Below are 17621 nucleotides of genomic sequence, written 5' to 3'. Positions count from 1 at the left end.
CGCAGGCCGCAGGAAGGTCGCCGGGATCCGAGGCCCGGTCGTCCAGCGTCCTCGCGGATCGGTCCGTGGCGCGCAGGCTTTCCTGCCGCACGCATGGCCACATCGGGCAGGTCATACGGCCGCCTCCGCTGGGTCAGCGACCACTTGGTGATCGGTCGCGGTGCGGCAGCTTTCGTGTTCTCCGCTACCGCACGGAGGCATCATGTCGTCACCAGCTCGCGCAGTCGGGCCAAGCGTGCCGGACCGATGCCGTCGACCTCGCCGAGTTGAGCGACATCGGTGAAACGGCCGTTGGTCGAGCGCCACGCGAGGATCGCTTTGGCGGTGACCGGGCCGACTCCGGGTAGGGCGTCCAATTCGGCTTCGGTCGCGGAGTTCAGATCGACGCGGGATTCGGCGCCCGGACCACCCCCGGTGCTGGGACCTGCGGAATCAGAACCCACTTTGCTCGGGCCTGCGCTGTTCGGCGCGGGTGGGGAGGCGCGACCGGCACCGATCATGATGCTGCCGAGGCGTGGTTGTCCGACCTGGGGGTCGGTGGCACCGACGACGACCTGGTCACCGTCGGAAAGTCGTTGGGCCAGGTTCAGGCCTGCCAGATCGGCGCCTTCTCGGGTCCCGCCGGCTTTCTCGAGAGCATCGGCGATCCGAGATCCGTCCGGCAGTCGGTGCAGCCCAGCACGCTCGACCAAACCGACCACGCTGACGACAACCTCAGCACTCGTACTCGGTCCTCGGCTCGACACGGCCGAAACTGCAACGGTCGGATCGGCCTGCACCGCAATGCTCTCCGACCGGAGTACCGGCACCGGTGGCACCGCCCGCGCCACGGGCTGATCGCGCAGCACCAGCACACCGGTCAGCACCACGGCGATGACTCCCACCAGGCCGAGGACTATCGCTCCGCGACGACCCGGATCCAGCCGTGCTTCACGAAAGCGCTCGGGCACCAGCCGGTTTCGTCCTCGCGAGGCACCGTCGTCGAGCCACCCCGGTGTCGCGACCGCTCCCGGTGGCCCGGACGAGGGTGCGAGTTCGTCTTCGTCCCACTGCCCTGCATCGTCGTCGACGCGCGAATCAGCCGTCCCGGAACCCCTCTCGGACTCGCGCGGCGGTCGACTGCTCGGTCGTACTCGCTCGCGAACCGCCAGACCACCCAGCCGCTGCCGTACCCGCTCGTGCTCCTCGTGTCGTGACATGGCAGCGACGCTATGCCGACGCCGAGCTGACGAAGACTCGCTGACCTGGGCCGGAAAGAAACCTGTGGATAACTCCGAGCCTGTGGACAACCCGCCCTCGGCGACCCTCACGCACGGATTCCGGCCTGCCCGAGTGGATACCGTGCGCCCATGGCCGACTCGAAGTACTCAGGTACGTATGGAACCCGCACAACGATTCCGCGACTTCGCACTCCACGAGGCGCGCGACAATTCCCCGCTCTATCACCGACGAGCACTGGATATCAGCACGGATCCGGCGACGCTGGCGCTGATCGCCGGATTGCCGACGGACAAGCAGCAACCCAACCTGATCCTGGCTGCCGCGCGAGTGAACGGTGCGAACGCGGTTCCCTACAGCGAGTTCCGCGCACAACTGCGCGAGAACTGGCCTGCGATCTCCGCCACGGCACTGACCCGGCGAACGCAGACGAACGAAGCGGGCCGAGCGGCGACACTACTGCCGGTGCTGGCCCGGCTACCCGGACCCCTGTCACTCATCGAGGTCGGCGCCTCGGCGGGACTGTGCCTGTACCCGGACCGTTTCAGCTATCGCTACGCCGGAGCCGCGTTGGATCCGTCCGACGGTCCGTCGCCGGTTGTGTTGACCTGCGAGACAACCGGTCCGGTGCCGATCCCGGACCGGCTCCCCCGAATCGTCCATCGAGCTGGAGTGGATCTGAATCCGCTCGATGCCGGCGACGAGGACGACCAGCAGTGGTTGTCTGCGCTCATCTGGCCGGGTCAGGGCGAGCGGCTGACTCGGCTGCGCGCGGCCTGTGCGATCGCCGCCGCCGATCCTGCGACCATCGCGACCGGCGACTTGAACGAGCTCGTCACCGAGTTGGTTCACGAGGCACCACGCGACAGCACGGTGGTGGTGTTCCACAGCGCCGTGCTCACCTATCTCTCGCCGCGGGCGCGCGCGGACTTCCGTGCGACGGTGCAGGATCTGCCCTGCCATTGGGTTTCGCAGGAGGGCACCGGGGTGATCGCCTCGCTTGTCGATCGGCTGCCGGCACGCGAGTCGGCGGCGGCCCGGTTGGTACTCGCCCTCGACGACGAGCCGTTGGCGTACGCCGGGCCGCACGGCCAGTCGCTGGACTGGTTCGGCCCGGCGTAGCGACCTCAGAGTCGGCGCATCACCGACACGACGCGGCCCAGGATGACCGCTTCGTCGCCGTCGATCACGGAGTAGGCGGGGTTGCGCGGTTCGAGGTGGACGTGGCCGTTGCGACGGCGGTACACCTTGACCGTGGCTTCCTCGCCGATCATGGCGGCGACGATGTCGCCGGAGTTGGCTTCTCGCTGACTACGGACCACGACGAGATCGCCGTCGCAGATCGCGGCGTCGATCATCGAGTCACCGCGTACTCGCAGACCGAAAACCTCACCGCGGCCGACCAGTTCACGCGGCAGCGTCATGACATCGTCGGGGTTGTGTTCGGCCAGGATCGGGGCGCCCGCGGCGATGTCGCCCACGACGGGCACCGACACCGAGGCATCGGAGTCGGCAGCGGGTGCGCCGCGCAGGAACAGGCGCACGTCGATGGGACGGGCCATGGTGGCGGCACGGCGCAGGAAACCGTCCTCCTCCAAGGCCTTCAGGTGTTGGGAGACCGTGGATGTGGAGCGCAGGCCCACCGCGTCGGCGATCTCCCGTGTGCTCGGCGCGTAGCCGTGGGCGAGTACCGAATCCCTGATCACGGCGAGGATATGTTGCCTGCGGGGAGGCAGGTTCGCGGCGTCGAGGTGGTCGAAGTCGTCGTATCCGGTCATCGGGGAATCCTAGATCCCCCCGCGATCACCACTTCAGTCCAGGTTCCTCGCGAAACAGTTCGACAACGGCAGGACGTGATACGGCGCGAACAACGGAATCCGGTGATAGCCGCTGCGTTCGTAGAAACGCACCGCGTCGGGCTGCAGATGCCCGGTCTGCAGGATTATCCGGGGCCTGCCCGCCGCTCGGACAGCAGCCTCGGCCGCGTGCAGGAGCGCGGTCGCGGTTCCGGTGCCGCGATAAGCGGGGCGGACGAACATCCGCTTGAGTTCGAGATCATCGGAGTTCCACCGCAATGCGGCGTGGCCGGCTGGTTCTTCCGCCGCGTAGGCGACGAAGGTTCGGTGCACGCTGGAAAGATCGACCGCATTGGGCGCGAGCCCACGCTCGGCGAGCTCGAGATAGGCGTAGCGAGGGCCGACCTCCGCCGACATCTCCGCGCGCAGCGTCTCGGCATCGGGATGTTCCCAGTCGACTTCGAGTACCCGCAGTGGGAGGTCGGTGCGTGGAGAGGTGGTGCCAGCCATGCCACCTACGGTAGGCACCGGATCGCCGCCTCCGACGGGTTTACCCTCAGCGAGATTCTGAACCGGCACCGCTCAGACACATCCGCCCGGCAACACCGCGACGGCGACCGCGCCGACACCGAGGTGCACACCGAGCGCGGGGCCGAATTCGGCGACATAGAGTTCCCGAACCTCCGGCAGCTGCTCACGCAGTTGCGCCGCGATGTTCTCGGCGGCCTCGGGGGCACCGAGATGCTGAATCCCCAGGGCCGCACCATCGGAGGCGGCCGCGTCCACCGCGGCGGCTACCAGCTTGGTGTAGGCGCGAGATCGGGTGCGCACCTTCTCGCGCATTTCGAGCTTGCCCTCCACCAGCTGCAGCAGCGGCTTCGTCACCAGTTCGCTGCCGAAGAACGCCGCGGCACTGCTCAGCCTGCCGCCCTTGCGGAGTTGCTCGGTGCGGTTGACCAGGATGAACGTGCGAGAACGGGTCGAGGCCGACACCGCGCACTCGTAGACATCGTCGAGCGCCTCGCCTGCCATCGCCCTGCGCGCGGCGGCCAGCACCGGCAGACCGGTGGCCAGACCGGCGCCGAGCGAATCGACCACGCGCACACGATCTTCGGCGTCCATGTCGCGCACCGCCTGGCGACCCGATTCCCAGGTCGCCGACAATCGGCGCGACAGATGCACCGCGACGACCCCGTCACCGTCGCTGTGGCTCAACGCGCGTTCGTAGGCTTCACGCAGTTCTCCTGGCGAAGCGGCCGAGGTGGTGACCGAGTCCGCCGTGTAGTCGATCTCGATCGGATCGACGCCCTCCCGGATCTCCCGCTCACCGACGAGCACATGCAACGGCACCACTTCGATACCGAGCTCGGCGACGAGATCAGCGGACAATCCCGCCGCCGAATCGGTGACCACCACAACGGCCACGGACTACCGGACCTCCTGCAGCGCCTTGGTCATCGCCGTCGCCACTGCCGCGTGCCCAGCCCAGCCCCAGTGGATGCCGTCCGGGTTCGCCGAGCCCGACTCGATGTCGTCGCGCACGGCCTCACCGAGGTCGACGAGCGGCACCGAGGTGCGACCGGACCACGCCTGCAAAGCCTTGACCGCCCGTGGCCTGCCCCGATGCACCCGCCCGTAGGCATCGCACTTGTGCACCGACGGCAATACCGCCACGACCGGCAGCTCGGGCCGCAGGTGGTTCAACGCGGTCCGCGACTGCTCCAGGTAGTCCACGCTCACCCTCGGCGGAAGGGCAACCGGGCGACCGAGTTTCGACAGCTTCGGCTGCAACCAGTTGTACGTCGCTCGCACGCCACGGCGCAGCCGCGGCGGACGGATGTAGCGGATCATCTCCCGCAGCGCGGTGGGCAGCGGAGACGGCAGGGTGTCCATGCCGCCGACGGCGAACACGACCGCCCCGGCACGCGGTACCGCGGCCCATACCCGCGGATCACCGATCAGCGCCCAGTACGCATCGCGACAGGTCCAGCCGATCCGCGCGATCAGCTCGACATCCCAATCCAGTTCCGCGGCGACCATATTCGGCCAGATTCGCGGATCGTCGGCGGGCAGACCGCCTTTCGGACCGTAATAGGCGAGCGAGTCCGCGATCACCAGCAGCACGGGGCGCGGTGCGGCGGACTCCACCGGCCTCGGCGAACCGGCTTCCTCGACGAGCAACGAACCGGCGGCTGCCACAGCAACCGATTCGCCCTGCGGTGCAACCGCGTTCGTAGCCGCCGCGACGACGAGATTCGCGTCGGCGGCAGGAGAAGCCGTCAGCAAGCTTTCTGCGGAGTCCAGGTCCGCGTCCAGGCGTGCAGCGGCGGGATCGATTGCAGAGGCGACCGCCGCGACCTCGACCGAAGCAGCTCCGGGATCGTCGACCGAGGTAGTGACCTCGGCATCGGACAGAACCGGATCGGCCGTCTCCGGTCGGAGTGTTTGTGGCACAGCCGAATCGATCGATCCGGCGGCCTCCGCGAGCGACTCGGTGACTACCGCCGGATCCTCGGCGGAGACGTCGCCGACGGGAGCCGAATCCGCAGCCGACTGGTCGGTATCCGTATCTACGACAACAGAGTCCACGCCGCCGGATTCGGCTTCCCGCACAGCGGAACTCGATGCGATCTCGACCGCGCCGAGTTCACCCTCGGCATCGTCACCGACCGAGCTCACCGCGCTGTCGGCGTCGACGCTGTCGTCCGAGGGAACCTCGACTGCCGACGACTCGGAATCCGCTGCCTCCGAGCCGGACTCGTCGGCCGCTGCCTCCGAGTCGACCGGCTCCGGTTCAGGTACGACCGGCGGGGGAACCGGGCCGAACAGGGCATCGGGCAGCGATCGTTCGCTGCGTGCGGTGACCTGCTTGAAGAGTTCGTCCGGTACCGAACGGATCGGCTCCTCGCGCTCCGCGCGAGCGGGTGGCGGACCGAATAGCGCGTCCGGCAATTGCCGACCGGCTTTGGCCGTCACCTGCTGGAACATCTCATCAGGTACTGATCGGTCGGGCTCTTCATTGGACATCGGGAGCTACCTTCGCCGCTGCGTTCCACACATCGAGGCGCCAGCCGGGTCGGTCGACATCCGGGCCGTGACTGGAAAGCTGCACCCAGCTGGTATTGGCCAACCCGCCGAGGGCAGGCCAGTTCTCCGGTGGCAGTTCCAGCAACGCGGCCGTCAGAGCAGCGATCAGCCCGCCGTGCGCAACCAGGATGATAGTCCGACCGGGCCAATCCTGCCGCTCGTTGTACAGTTCGCGCACCACAGGCAGTGCCCGCGCACCGACCTCGAGCTTGCTCTCGCCACCGGGCGGTGTGTAGGTGGCGTCCAGACGCCACTGCACACGCGCGCCGGGGTAGTCGGCATCGACTTCGAGGTGGGTCAGGCCTTCCCAGTCACCCAGGTTGGTCTCGCGCAGCCGCTGATCGGTGAGGACAGGCAGATCGCTGATGTCGCCGAGCGCCTGCGCGGTTTCCTTGGCACGGCGCAGATCGGAGGCGTGGATCGCGATGGCGTTGCGTGAACCCAGTTCGCGCGCAGCCTCTTTGGCCTGTTGGCGACCGAGTTCGGTGAGATCGGTGTCGATCTGGCCCTGCATCCGGTCGGCCGCGTTCCATTCGGTCTGCCCGTGCCGCAACAGGATCAGGTTGCGCACATGGGCGTACTTGCTCACTCGTCGATTCCCTCTACCTGCGCGTCGTCGTCCGCTGCCGGAGTCGGGATTGCGGCGATGCCCTCGACGGGAACTGCCGGGCAGTCACGCCACAGGCGCTCGAGTGCGTAGAAATTGCGCTCGTCGTTGTGCTGGACGTGCACGACGATGTCGACGTAGTCGAGCAGTGCCCAGCGGCCCTCACGGGTGCCTTCGCGACGGACCGGCTTGTGGCCGGCTTCGCGCAGCTTGTCCTCGATGTTGTCGACGATCGCGTTGACCTGGCGCTCATTGGGCGCCGAGGCGATCACGAAGCAGTCGGTGATCACCAACTGCTCCGAGACGTCGAGCACTACGACATCGGTGGCGAGCTTGTCGTCGGCCGCGAGTGCGGCGACCGTTGCCATCTCGATCGCTTCGGTAGAGGCACTCATACGGTCTCCTCCTGTGGGGTCAGACCCTCGATCATGTGGCTCAACGTCAGCTACCTTCCGTTCCTGCGGGCACGTAGAGGTGCCGCTTCGATATGTACTGCACCACGCCGTCGGGGACGAGGTACCAGACCGGCCGACCATCCGCTGCGCGGCGGCGGCACTCGCTCGACGAGATGGCCAGCGCGGGGATCTCGACCATCGTCACGGCGTCGGCGGGAAGGTCCCGCAGATGCTCCTCGAGATGGTCGGTGTTCAGTTCGTAACCCGGTCGGCTCACCCCGACGAACTTCGCCAGTTCGAATAGTTCGGTCCAATCCTGCCATGTCAGGATGTTGGCCAGCGCGTCCGCACCGGTGATGAAGTACAGCTCCGCGTCGGGATGCGTGTTTTGCATCTCCCGCAGGGTGTCCACCGTGTAGGTGACCTTGTTGCGTTCGATGTCGGCCCGGCTGACGGAGAACCTCGGGTTGGACGCGGTGGCGATGACCGTCATCAGGTAGCGATCCTCGGCGGGGCTGACCTGCTTGTTGACCTTCTGCCACGGCTGACCGGTCGGTACGAAGATCACTTCGTCGAGCTCGAACCGGTTCGCGACCTCGCTCGCCGCGACCAGGTGGCCGTGGTGGATCGGGTCGAAGGTGCCGCCCATGACGCCGAGCTTGCGGCGCGGCCGAGCTGTTTCGTGCATGAGGTCTGAGCTTAATCCGGCCGACCGGACCGGGGCGGACCGGACTACTGCGGGCCCTCACGGCGCTCGCGAGGCCGGGCCGCCTGCGCGCACATCTGGGCGAACTGGGCACGGGTGTGTTTCAGCTCTTCGACGAGGTGCGCGGCCGGATCGGCGGCGACCAGACGATTGAGTTCGGTCAGCAACACATCGATCGTCACCCACCACGGCCCGCGCACGCGCCCCTCTGGTCCGCGCAGTTGTAGCCAGGCGGCGGCGCGCAGGCAGCGGGCCCTCGGCACGATCTTGTCCAGTTCACCCCACAGCCCCGCGGCGCGCAGGTAGCCCCCGAGTGCCTCGGACTCCTGCCCACAGCACTCGCGGGCGACCGCGGCCGACCACACCAGATCGGCATGACGGCGGCGCTGCGCGGGCGAACCGGCGATCAGCCGGGCCGCCTCGGCGAACTGCCACGCGGCCTGGCGGTAGCGGCCGAGGTGATTCAATGATTCGGCGAACTGGGCACGGACCCGGGCGAGCTCGGTGGGTGGGTAGCCGACAGTTCCGGTGAGCAGCGGACGGTCGAAGGCGACCACCGCCTCGCCGTGTCTGCCCGCCCGATGCCAGGCACGCCCGGCGACCAGCCACAGATGGACAGAATCGGCCTGCGAGATCGACTGCCAACTGGCGGCAGCCGAGGCGGCGGCACGGGCCATCTCACGGTCACGCCCCGGCTGGGCGGCGACGGCGGTGACCAGCTGGGTGCGCATCGCGGCGAGTTCTCGGCCCTCCAGTTCACCGGCGCCGACAACGAGCGCCCGCCGCAGCTGCTCCTCCGCCGCGGCCGGAGCATCCACGAGCCGTGCCGCAGCGATCCCGGCCAGCCGCCGCGCGGCCCGGGCCCCCGAACCGGGCGCGGGGCCTCGAGGGGCACCATCCGGAGCGGCCGCTTCCCATACTCCGACCGCATCGCTCGTCGGCCCCGGCGCACCTTGCCGTCCCCGGTCTCCGGCCGCGGCTGCATCCGGCGCTGCGATGGTTCGACGTCCCGGATCTTCCACCGCGTCGGCCGGACCGCCGATGATGATGGGTTCGCCTCGAGCGCGATCGGTCTCGTTCGTGAGCGGGTCGGTCACCGAGCGAACCACGCCCAGCCGGCGAGGGAATGACCCGATCGCACCTTCCCTACGTCCGATATCCGTCGTTCGGATCGCTCGTCGTCGCTCGACGCCCCTGCCAGCATGGGCGTGATCTTCGTTGTGGCGCCATGTGAGGCGCTTAACGTCGGCTGAAAAGCTCAGGCAGTGGGGCGCTTGGACTTCGGGAGCTTGGCGACGACCGCGTCGTAGGAGGCGTCGATCAGTTCGCGCAGTTCGTCGTCGGGGACCGCGCCGCCGACGCGAATACTGTTCCAGCCGTAGCGGCCGATGTAGGCCGACGCGGTGACATCGCCCGGGTAGATGCTGACCAATTCGTCGGCTTCGGTACGGTCGCGGCCGCATTTGAGGCCGATCGACGTGCCAGCGCCGAGGAAGGCGAACACTTTGTCGCCGACCTTGGCGACGGTGTCGCCCTCCCACGGCTCGTCTTCCCAGGCACCCGGTTTCGCCAGGCAGTAGGCCAAGACGTCAACGCTCATCCTCAGCTCCTTCAGACGGGCAACAACCTGGAGACCACCTCGGTCAGCTGTCGAGCTGATCGGCATTCGTGCATCTCGATCACCGAGCCGTAGTCGCGAGCCGCCGAATCCCCTGTCCCCCACAGATTCTTGGGTTCGGGATTGAGCCAGTGCGCGTGCCGGGCGGTACCGACCAGTTCGCGCAGCGTGTCCAGTTGCGGGTTGCGGTAGTTGGTGCGGCCGTCGCCGAGGACCAGCAGCGAGCTGCGGCTGGTGACAGCCTCGCCGAAGTTCTCGGCGAAACTGGTGAGCGCGTAGCCGTAATCGGAGTGCCCGTCGGCGTCGATGATGCGCGACTCGGTGAAGATCCGGGTCATCACATCGTCGAGGCCGGCGTACGGCTCGAAGAAACCGGTGACCTCGTCGGTGCGGTCGACGAAGGCGAAGATCCGCACCCGCGAGAACTGCTCACGCAACGCGCTCACCAGCAGCAGCGTGAAGTTGCTGAACCCGGCCACCGAGCCCGAGATGTCGCACAGCAGTACCAGTTCGGGTCGGCCGGGGCGAGGTTTACGGTTCACCAGGTCGATCGGCACCCCACCGGTCGACATCGACGCGCGCAGGGTTTTGCGCAGATCGATCTCGCCGCGCCTGGCCCGTTTGCGTCGCACCGCCAGCCGGGAGGCCAGGATCCGAGCCAAACGCTGAGTGCCGCGCCGCAATTCGGTGAGCTCGCGTTCGGAAGCACGGAGGAAGTCGGCGTCCTCGGCCTGGCGGGCGACACCATAGGTCGCCACGCGTTCGCGCCCGATCTGTTCGGCCACGCGCCGGTTGGTCTCGGCTTCCACCCTGGCCCGGAACCCCGCGATGCGTTCCCTGGCGACACGGCGGGCGACCTCGGTGTCTCGCTCGCTCGCATCCGGCGGCAGGCCGAGACCCGCGAGTATCTTGGCCAGCAAGGACTGGGGCGCAACGTCTTTGAGTGCCTGGTACGCGGAGAACGACGGTCCGCGCGCGGACTGGTACTGCCCGAGTTGCTCGACTATCTGCCCGGCCAGCAATTGCTGTTGGGGGCCGCTGTCCTCGGCAGCGAGCAACTCGGCCAGTTGCTCGCGTAGCGCGGCGAGGTCGACCTGCCCGTCGGGGGTGCGCGGCAGGTCCGAAGCCTCGCCGGTGCGGTCACCGACGGCGACGGGGAACCACAGGTCGAACAGTCCGTCGAAGGTGGCGCGATGGGTGGGTCTGCGCAGCAGCGCACAGGCCAGTCCCTCGCGCACGGCCTCGCGATCGAGCAGGTCCAACACGGTCAGCACCCGGCCGGCGTCGACGGTTTCCGACGGGCCGACCGGCACGCCACGGGCCCGGAGCGCACCGACGAAACCGGCGACGTGGCCGCCGATTCCGTGCGGTGCCGGTGCGGTCATGATCAGGCCAGTTTCAGCTCGGCCAGCGCGCGCTGGTGATCGCTGCGGTGCTTGAGCACCACGCCGAGCGTGGCGCGCACGGTCGCGTCGTCGAGATCGGCGGCGCCGAGTGCGAGCAAAGTGTTGCCCCAGTCGATCGTTTCGGCGACCGAGGGCAGCTTCTTGAGTTGCATGCCGCGCAGCACGTGCACGACCCGCACCAGTTGCTCGGCCACGATGTTCGGGAGTTCCGGTACGCGACTGGCCAAGATGCGGCGCTCGAGGTCTTCGTCGGGAAAGTCCAGGTGCAGATACAGGCAGCGGCGTTTGAGCGCCTCCGACAGTTCCCTGGTGGCGTTCGAGGTGAGCACGACGAACGGCTTGCGGGTGGCGGTGATGGTGCCCAGTTCGGGCACGGTCACCGCGAAATCACTGAGCACCTCGAGCAGCAGGCCCTCGATCTCGACATCGGCCTTGTCGGTCTCGTCGATCAGCAGCACCGTCGGCTCGGTACGGCGGATGGCGGTGAGCAACGGGCGCGAGAGCAGGAATTCCTCGGTGAAGACGTCGGCTTTGGTTTCGGCCCAATCGTTTTCACTCGACGCCTGGATTCGCAGGATCTGCTTGGCGTGGTTCCACTCGTAGAGCGCGCGGGCTTCGTCGACGCCTTCGTAGCACTGCAGGCGAACCAGTTCGGCGTCGGCGACCTGGGCCACCGCTCGCGACAGTTCGGTCTTGCCGACACCGGCCGGACCTTCGATGAGCAGCGGCTTACCCAGCCGATCGGCGAGGAAGACCGACGTGGCCGTTGCCTTGTCGGCCAGGTAGCCGGTGGTCGCGAGCCGGTCGATGACATCGTCGACCGAGGTGAAGATCGGATCCTGTACGAGAGTCATGATCACACCGGCCGAGTCTGGCCGTCGCCCCACACGATCCACTTCGTGGAGGTGAGTTCGGGCAGTGCCATCGGGCCGCGGGCATGCAGCTTCTGGGTGGAGATGCCGATCTCGGCACCGAAGCCGAACTGCTCACCGTCGGTGAAGGCGGTGGACGCGTTCACCATCACCGCGGCGGCGTCCACACGAGCGGTGAACTCGCGGGCGGCGGCCAGGTCGGCGGTGACGATGGCCTCGGTGTGGCCGGTCCCCCAGGTGTTGATGTGCTCGACGGCGGCGTCGAGATCGTCGACGACCTTCAGCGCGATGTCCATGGTGAGGTACTCCTCCCCCCAATCGGCATCGGTGGCCGGGACCTGACCGGGCAGATCACCGTGGATGGTGACGCCCGCGTCGGTGAGTGCCTGGCTGAGGCGGGGCAGCGCGGTCTCGGCGACGGCGGCGTCGATGAGGACGGTCTCGGCGGCATTGCAGACGCTGGGGCGGCGGGTCTTGGCATTGAGCACGATGGCCTCGGCCATGTCCAGGTCGGCGCCCGCGTGCACGTAGACGTGGCAGTTGCCGGTGCCGGTCTCGATGGTGGGCACCTGCGCGTCGCGGACGACGGCGTTGATCAGGCCCGCACCGCCGCGCGGGATCACCACGTCGACGAGGCCGCGGGCCTGGATCAGGTGGGTGACGCTGGAGCGGTCGTCGCTGGGCAGCAGCTGCACGGCGTCGGCCGGGACACCCTGGGCGACAAGGGCTTCGCGCAAGACTTCGACCAGCGCCGCGTTGGAGTTCGCGGCCGAGGACGACCCACGCAGCAGCGCCGCGTTGCCCGACTTGAGGGCGAGGCCGAAGGCGTCGACGGTGACATTGGGCCGTGCCTCGTAGACCATGCCGACCACGCCCAGCGGAACACGGGTCTGGCGGATCTCGAGGCCGTTGGGCAGGGTGGAGCCGCGCACGATGACGCCGACCGGGTCGGGCAGCGTGGCGACCTGACGCAGACCCGAGGCGATGCCGTCGATGCGGGCCTTGGTGAGCCGCAGCCGGTCGAGCAGATTCTCCTCGGTACCGGCGGCTTGCGCGGTCGCGATGTCGGCGGCATTGGCCGCGAGCACGCGATCGGCGGCGGCGAGCAGGGCGTCGGCCGCCGCGTGCAGTGCGTCGTTCTTCTGCGCCGTGGTCAGCTGAGCCAGCACACGGGACGCGACGCGAGCCCTGCGTGCGGCGTCGTGCACCGCTGCGCGGATGTCCAGCTCGGGGGTCACTTCTACCGTCATGGGTATCAGCGTACGCAGTCCGCCGCGCGCACTCGACGCCGCCCGCCGCGCGGAATACGGCTCCGACCGGCGGCGGGACCGAGTTATCCACAGGTTCGACGGAGCGGTCGACGCAGATATCCACACCGACGCCCCGCAGGTCGGGTGGCGCCGTCACCGCTAGATTCAGCACTATGGATCGCACCGATTCGCCGACCGTCGTCGTGCTGGGCAGCGTCAATATGGACCTGGTCACGACGGTCTCGCGCAGGCCCGCACCGGGCGAGACGGTGCTCGGGACCGAGTTCGCGACGGTACCCGGCGGAAAGGGCGCGAATCAGGCGATCGCGGCGGCACGGTCCGGGGCGCGGGTGCGGTTCCTCGGTGCGATCGGCGAAGACGCGTTCGGAGCGGAACTGACGGCGACGCTGTCGGAAGCGGGCATCGATACCGCCCTGATTCGCCGGGTCGACGGTGCCAGCGGGATCGCCTCGATCATCGTCGACGACACCGGCGAGAACAGCATCATCGTGGTGGCGGGAGCCAACGGCCGGGTGACCGATCTGACGGCCGCCGAACTCGCGGCGATCGCCGCGGCCGACATCCTGTTGTGCCAGTTGGAGATCCCGATCGACACCGTGCTCGCCGCCGCCCGACACGCTCGCGCGTCGGGCACCGTCGTCGCGCTGAATCCCTCACCGGTTCAGCCGTTGCCCACCGAACTGTGGGCTGCCGTCGACCTGGCGATCGTGAATTCTCTGGAGTACGAACAGTATTCGGCCGAGCTGGCCCAGGTCACGCACGTGGTGCGCACGCTCGGCGGGGACGGGGCGGTGTATCGCAGCGAGGACGGGACCGAGCTTTCAGTCTCAGGACTCGCCGTCGATGTGGTCGACTCGACCGGCGCCGGCGACGCGTTCACCGGCGGACTGGTCGCTACCTGGAACCAGGGCACGACTACTGCGCTGAACTGGGCGAATGCCACCGGCGCACTGGCGACAACCCGCCTCGGTGCCAGCTCGGCGATCCCCGACCGCGCACAGATCGCGGCGGCGATCACCACCGACTGACCTGCCGGGCGCGGTGAAAATCAGATGCGCCACATCCGTCCCACCCATACCGTTGGTCCTTCATCAAGGAGAGGACCGACCATGTTTCCCGTCGAGCTGCGCGGTACGCGAGCGCAGACGCTCATGTGGGCCAACGAGCACGAGATCGAGCAGTCAGCACTGCGCCAGCTCCGCAATATCGCGAATCTGGAGTGGGTGCACGGGCTGCGCGTGATGCCCGATGTGCACCTCGGCAAGGGGGCGACGGTGGGCTCGGTCATCGCGATGCGTGGTGCGGTCGCGCCCGCCGCGGTCGGCGTCGATATCGGGTGCGGGATGGAGAGCGTGAAGACCGATCTCACCGCCGCCGATCTCCCCGACGATCTGCGATCGCTGCGCAGCAGGATCGAGCAAGCGGTCCCGGTCGGCTTCCAGGCGCACAAGGATGCCGTGAACGTGACGAAGCTCGGTGCGGAGCTCGCGGGTTCGCACGGGCAAGCCGCATTGCGCGCCAACAGCTGGGAGCGGTTCTGGCGCTCGTTCGGCGAGCTGCATCCCGGGGTCTCCCAGCTGGAGTCCAAGGCGCACAAGCAGATCGGCTCGCTCGGCGGCGGCAATCATTTTATCGAAGTCTGCCTCGACACCGACGATGCCGTCTGGATCCTGCTGCACTCCGGTTCGCGCAATATCGGCAAGGAATTGGCCGAGCGGCACATGGCGGTGGCGCGTGCGCTGCCGCACAACCAGTCGCTGCCGGATCGGGATCTGGCCGTCTTCGTATCCGGCACCGCGGAGATGGACGCCTACCGCCGTGATCTCACCTGGGCTCAGGAATACGCCGCGCGTAATCGTGCGGTGATGCTGTCGCTGGTGTGCCGGGCGGTGCGTGACGAATTCGCCGGGCGGGACGTGCGTTTCGACGAGCCCATCTCCTGTCACCACAACTATGTGGCCGAGGAGATCATCGACGGTGTGCCGATGCTGGTGACCCGTAAAGGTGCGGTGCGGGCCGGATCCGGCGAACTCGCGTTGATTCCCGGGTCGATGGGCACGCGGTCGTATGTGGTGCGGGGCAAGGGGAATCCCGCGTCGTTCCAGTCGGCCTCGCACGGTGCGGGACGCCGGTTGAGCCGGTCGGCCGCCAAGAAGCAGTTCACGGTCGCCGATCTGGTCGCACAGACCGAGGGCGTGGAATCGCGGAAGGACGCGGGCGTGGTCGATGAGATCCCGGCCGCGTACAAGGACATCGATCAGGTGATCGCGGCGCAGGCCGATCTGGTCGATGTGGTGGCGACGCTGCGTCAGGTGCTGTGTGTGAAGGGGTGAATCCGCGTCGATCACCACAAGGAGCAGCAGCGCGGCCGTGACGATCCGCAGGGTCGAGTCGAGTGGTCGGCGGCAGCACAGACGATGGTCCCCCGTCTGTGTTGCCGATCGAACCTGTCGGAGGGGTGCGGCACGATAGGCGCATGACCTCACCCGCAGGCAACGATGTGCTCGACCTGACGGCTCCTGACCTGCGCGAACGAGCCGAGGAGCTGCTCCGCGAGCTAGCCGGGCCCGACGCGCGGTTGCGGGAGGATCAGTGGATCGCGATCGAAGCGCTGGTGGTGCAGCGCAGGCGGGCGCTGGTGGTGCAGCGGACCGGGTGGGGAAAGTCGGCGGTGTACTTCATCGCGGCCAAGCTCTTGCGGGGGGCGGGGCGGGGGCCGACGGTGATCGTGTCGCCGCTGCTGGCGCTGATGCGCAACCAGGTGGCGGCCGCCGAGCGGGCCGGGGTGGTGGCGGCCACGATCAACTCGGGCAATGTCACCGAGTGGGACGAGATCCATCAGCGCGTGGCCGACGGCGAGGTCGATGTGCTGTTGGTGAGTCCGGAGCGGTTGAACAATCCGGACTTTCGCGATCAGGTGCTGCCGCGTCTGGCCGCCGACGCGGGGCTGGTCGTCATCGACGAGGCGCACTGTGTGTCGGACTGGGGGCACGACTTCCGGCCCGATTACCGCCGCATCCGCACGCTGATCGCCGACCTGGGCTCCGATGTGCCGGTGCTGGCGACCACCGCGACCGCCAACGACCGGGTGGTCACCGATGTGGCCGGCCAGATCGGCACCGACACGCTGGTGTTGCGCGGCACGCTGGATCGCGAGTCGCTGCACCTGTCGGTGGTGCGATTCGACGACGCGGTGCGGCGCACGGCGTGGCTGGGTGAACAGCTCACCCGGATGCCGGGTTCGGGCATCATCTACTGCCTCACCGTCGCCGCGGCCAACGATCTGGCCGACCTGCTGAATTCACACGGCCACACCGTCGCCGCCTACACCGGCCAGACCGACCCAGCCGAACGTGAACAGCTCGAAGCCGCGCTGCTGAACAACGAGGTCAAAGCGTTGATCGCGACGTCGGCGCTCGGGATGGGCTTCGACAAGCCCGATCTCGGTTTCGTCGTGCACGTCGGAGCCCCGTCCTCGCCGATCGCGTACTACCAGCAGGTCGGTCGTGCGGGCCGCGGCACCGAGCGCGCCGAGGTCGTCCTGCTGCCCGGCCCCGAGGACGCGCGGATCTGGAGTTACTTCGCGTCCGTGGCCTTTCCGCGTGAGCACATCGTGCGTTCGGTGCTCGCCGCGCTGGACACCGACAGGGCGATGTCGACGGTGGCGCTCGAACCGCTCGTCGAGCTGAATCGGTCCCGGCTCGAGATGGTGCTGAAGGTGCTCGATGTCGACGGTGCCGTGCGGCGGGTGCGTGGCGGGTGGCTCTCGACCGGCCAGGACTGGACCTACGACACCGAGCGCTACGAGGGTTTGGCCGCGGCACGCGACGCCGAGCAACAGGCGATGATCGACTACCAGTCGACGTCTACCTGCCGGATGACCTTCCTGCGCCGCCAACTCGACGACCCCGGCCTGGCCGGGCCGGCCACGGCGGAACTCGATTGCGGCCGCTGCGACAACTGCACCGGCACCCGCGCCGACACCACCGTCGACGATGCCGCGATCGCCGCCACCCGAGCCCGCCTCGACCGACCGGGTCTCGACCTCGCACCGCGCAAGCAGTGGCCCAGCGGCATGGCCAAATTGGGGATCCCGTTGTCGGGCAAGATCTCCGGTGGCGCCGAGACCGGCCGCGTACTCGGCCGGCTCACCGATCTCGGCTGGGGCATGCGTTTGCGCGCCCTGCTCGACGCCCCCGACGCACCGGTCCCCGACGCGGTCTTCGACGCCTGCATCGCTGTGCTCCGCGACTGGACCTGGACCACCCGCCCCACCTCGGTGCTGGCCCTGCAATCCCCCCGCTATCCCCAGCTCACCACCAGCCTTGCCGCGCGTCTGGCCCAGATCGGCAAACTCGACGATCTCGGCACCCTGCACACCAGACCTGACCGGCCGCCGGTCTCCGCGGCGAACTCCGCCCATCGAGTGGCCGGGCTGTTCGACTCGTGGGAGGTCCCCGACCTCTCCGGGGTCGACGGGCCGATCCTGCTCGTGGACACCCTCACCGATACCGGCTGGACCATGACCGTCGCCGCCCACGCCCTCCGCACCAGCGGCGCCGACGCAGTCCTGCCCTTCGCCCTGGCGACCCCCACCTGACCCACCCACACGCCAAATGGCCAACACGCCGCCCAGATTGTGGGC

At 68.3% G+C, this 17621-nt stretch carries 17 protein-coding genes; 4 read left to right on the top strand and 13 right to left on the bottom strand.

The features are described from left to right. Positions 1-200: 200 nt before the first annotated feature. Positions 201-1199, bottom strand: coding sequence for a ComEA family DNA-binding protein (locus tag QX204_RS05435; protein ID WP_301905482.1), 999 nt, complete (start codon positions 1197-1199; stop codon positions 201-203). A 178-nt stretch (positions 1200-1377) separates the two neighbouring features. Between QX204_RS05435 and QX204_RS05430 the strand changes: the two genes are divergently transcribed. Next, on the top strand, positions 1378-2340 hold the full coding sequence (locus QX204_RS05430; protein WP_301905481.1) for a DUF2332 domain-containing protein: 963 nt from the start codon (positions 1378-1380) through the stop codon (positions 2338-2340). Positions 2341-2345: 5 nt separating this feature from the next. Here QX204_RS05430 and lexA read toward each other — a convergent pair whose 3' ends face one another. From lexA to QX204_RS05370, 12 genes are all read right to left on the bottom strand, one after another. Beyond that, complete coding sequence (lexA, locus tag QX204_RS05425) at positions 2346-2996, bottom strand: transcriptional repressor LexA (RefSeq protein WP_301905480.1); 651 nt, start codon at positions 2994-2996, stop codon at positions 2346-2348. 33 nt (positions 2997-3029) lie between these two features. Beyond that, positions 3030-3524, bottom strand: coding sequence for a GNAT family N-acetyltransferase (locus QX204_RS05420; protein ID WP_301905479.1), 495 nt, complete (start codon positions 3522-3524; stop codon positions 3030-3032). 72 nt (positions 3525-3596) lie between these two features. After that, positions 3597-4439 carry a DegV family protein gene (locus QX204_RS05415; RefSeq protein WP_301905478.1) on the bottom strand — a complete coding sequence of 281 codons (843 nt, stop codon included), beginning with the start codon at positions 4437-4439 and terminating at the stop codon, positions 3597-3599. A gap of 3 nt (positions 4440-4442) precedes the next feature. Beyond that, complete coding sequence (gene octT, locus QX204_RS05410) at positions 4443-6041, bottom strand: diglucosylglycerate octanoyltransferase (protein WP_301905477.1); 1599 nt, start codon at positions 6039-6041, stop codon at positions 4443-4445. After that, positions 6031-6690 (bottom strand): histidine phosphatase family protein, encoded by a 660-nt coding sequence (locus QX204_RS05405; RefSeq protein WP_056821470.1) that lies wholly within the window; start codon positions 6688-6690, stop codon positions 6031-6033. Before QX204_RS05405 ends, octT begins: the two co-directional genes overlap by 11 nt. Further along, complete coding sequence (gene rsfS, locus QX204_RS05400; RefSeq protein WP_301905476.1) at positions 6687-7103, bottom strand: ribosome silencing factor; 417 nt, start codon at positions 7101-7103, stop codon at positions 6687-6689. Before rsfS ends, QX204_RS05405 begins: the two co-directional genes overlap by 4 nt. 46 nt (positions 7104-7149) lie before the next feature. After that, on the bottom strand, positions 7150-7791 hold the full coding sequence (gene nadD, locus QX204_RS05395) for a nicotinate-nucleotide adenylyltransferase (RefSeq protein ID WP_056821473.1): 642 nt from the start codon (positions 7789-7791) through the stop codon (positions 7150-7152). A gap of 44 nt (positions 7792-7835) precedes the next feature. Then, positions 7836-8627 (bottom strand): hypothetical protein, encoded by a 792-nt coding sequence (locus tag QX204_RS05390; RefSeq protein ID WP_301905475.1) that lies wholly within the window; start codon positions 8625-8627, stop codon positions 7836-7838. Positions 8628-9067: 440 nt separating this feature from the next. Further along, entirely contained in the window at positions 9068-9409 is a 342-nt protein-coding gene (locus QX204_RS05385) for an MmcQ/YjbR family DNA-binding protein (protein ID WP_301905473.1), read from the bottom strand. An 11-nt stretch (positions 9410-9420) separates the two neighbouring features. Continuing rightward, entirely contained in the window at positions 9421-10812 is a 1392-nt protein-coding gene (locus tag QX204_RS05380) for a vWA domain-containing protein (protein WP_301905472.1), read from the bottom strand. Between the two features lie 2 nt (positions 10813-10814). After that, on the bottom strand, positions 10815-11687 hold the full coding sequence (locus QX204_RS05375) for an AAA family ATPase (RefSeq protein WP_301905471.1): 873 nt from the start codon (positions 11685-11687) through the stop codon (positions 10815-10817). 2 nt (positions 11688-11689) lie between these two features. Then, the gene (locus tag QX204_RS05370) at positions 11690-12955 is read right to left on the bottom strand and encodes a glutamate-5-semialdehyde dehydrogenase (RefSeq protein WP_301905470.1); all 1266 of its coding nucleotides are present in this window, start codon (positions 12953-12955) and stop codon (positions 11690-11692) included. Positions 12956-13128: 173 nt separating this feature from the next. Here QX204_RS05370 and QX204_RS05365 point away from each other — a divergent pair, with 173 nt between their 5' ends. The 3 genes from QX204_RS05365 (at position 13129) to QX204_RS05355 (ending at position 17576) form a co-directional block, all read left to right on the top strand. After that, on the top strand, positions 13129-14004 hold the full coding sequence (locus QX204_RS05365; RefSeq protein ID WP_301905469.1) for a ribokinase: 876 nt from the start codon (positions 13129-13131) through the stop codon (positions 14002-14004). An 81-nt stretch (positions 14005-14085) separates the two neighbouring features. Beyond that, positions 14086-15309 carry an RtcB family protein gene (locus tag QX204_RS05360; protein ID WP_301905468.1) on the top strand — a complete coding sequence of 408 codons (1224 nt, stop codon included), beginning with the start codon at positions 14086-14088 and terminating at the stop codon, positions 15307-15309. A 143-nt stretch (positions 15310-15452) separates the two neighbouring features. Continuing rightward, entirely contained in the window at positions 15453-17576 is a 2124-nt protein-coding gene (locus QX204_RS05355) for a RecQ family ATP-dependent DNA helicase (RefSeq protein WP_301905467.1), read from the top strand. Positions 17577-17621: the final 45 nt, after the last annotated feature.

This window comes from Nocardia sp. PE-7, assembly GCF_030486425.1.
In the GTDB taxonomy this organism is placed as follows: domain Bacteria; phylum Actinomycetota; class Actinomycetes; order Mycobacteriales; family Mycobacteriaceae; genus Nocardia; species Nocardia salmonicida_A.
Note: the sequence above shows the minus strand (reverse complement) of the source record. Positions and strands in the feature narration are given on the sequence as shown.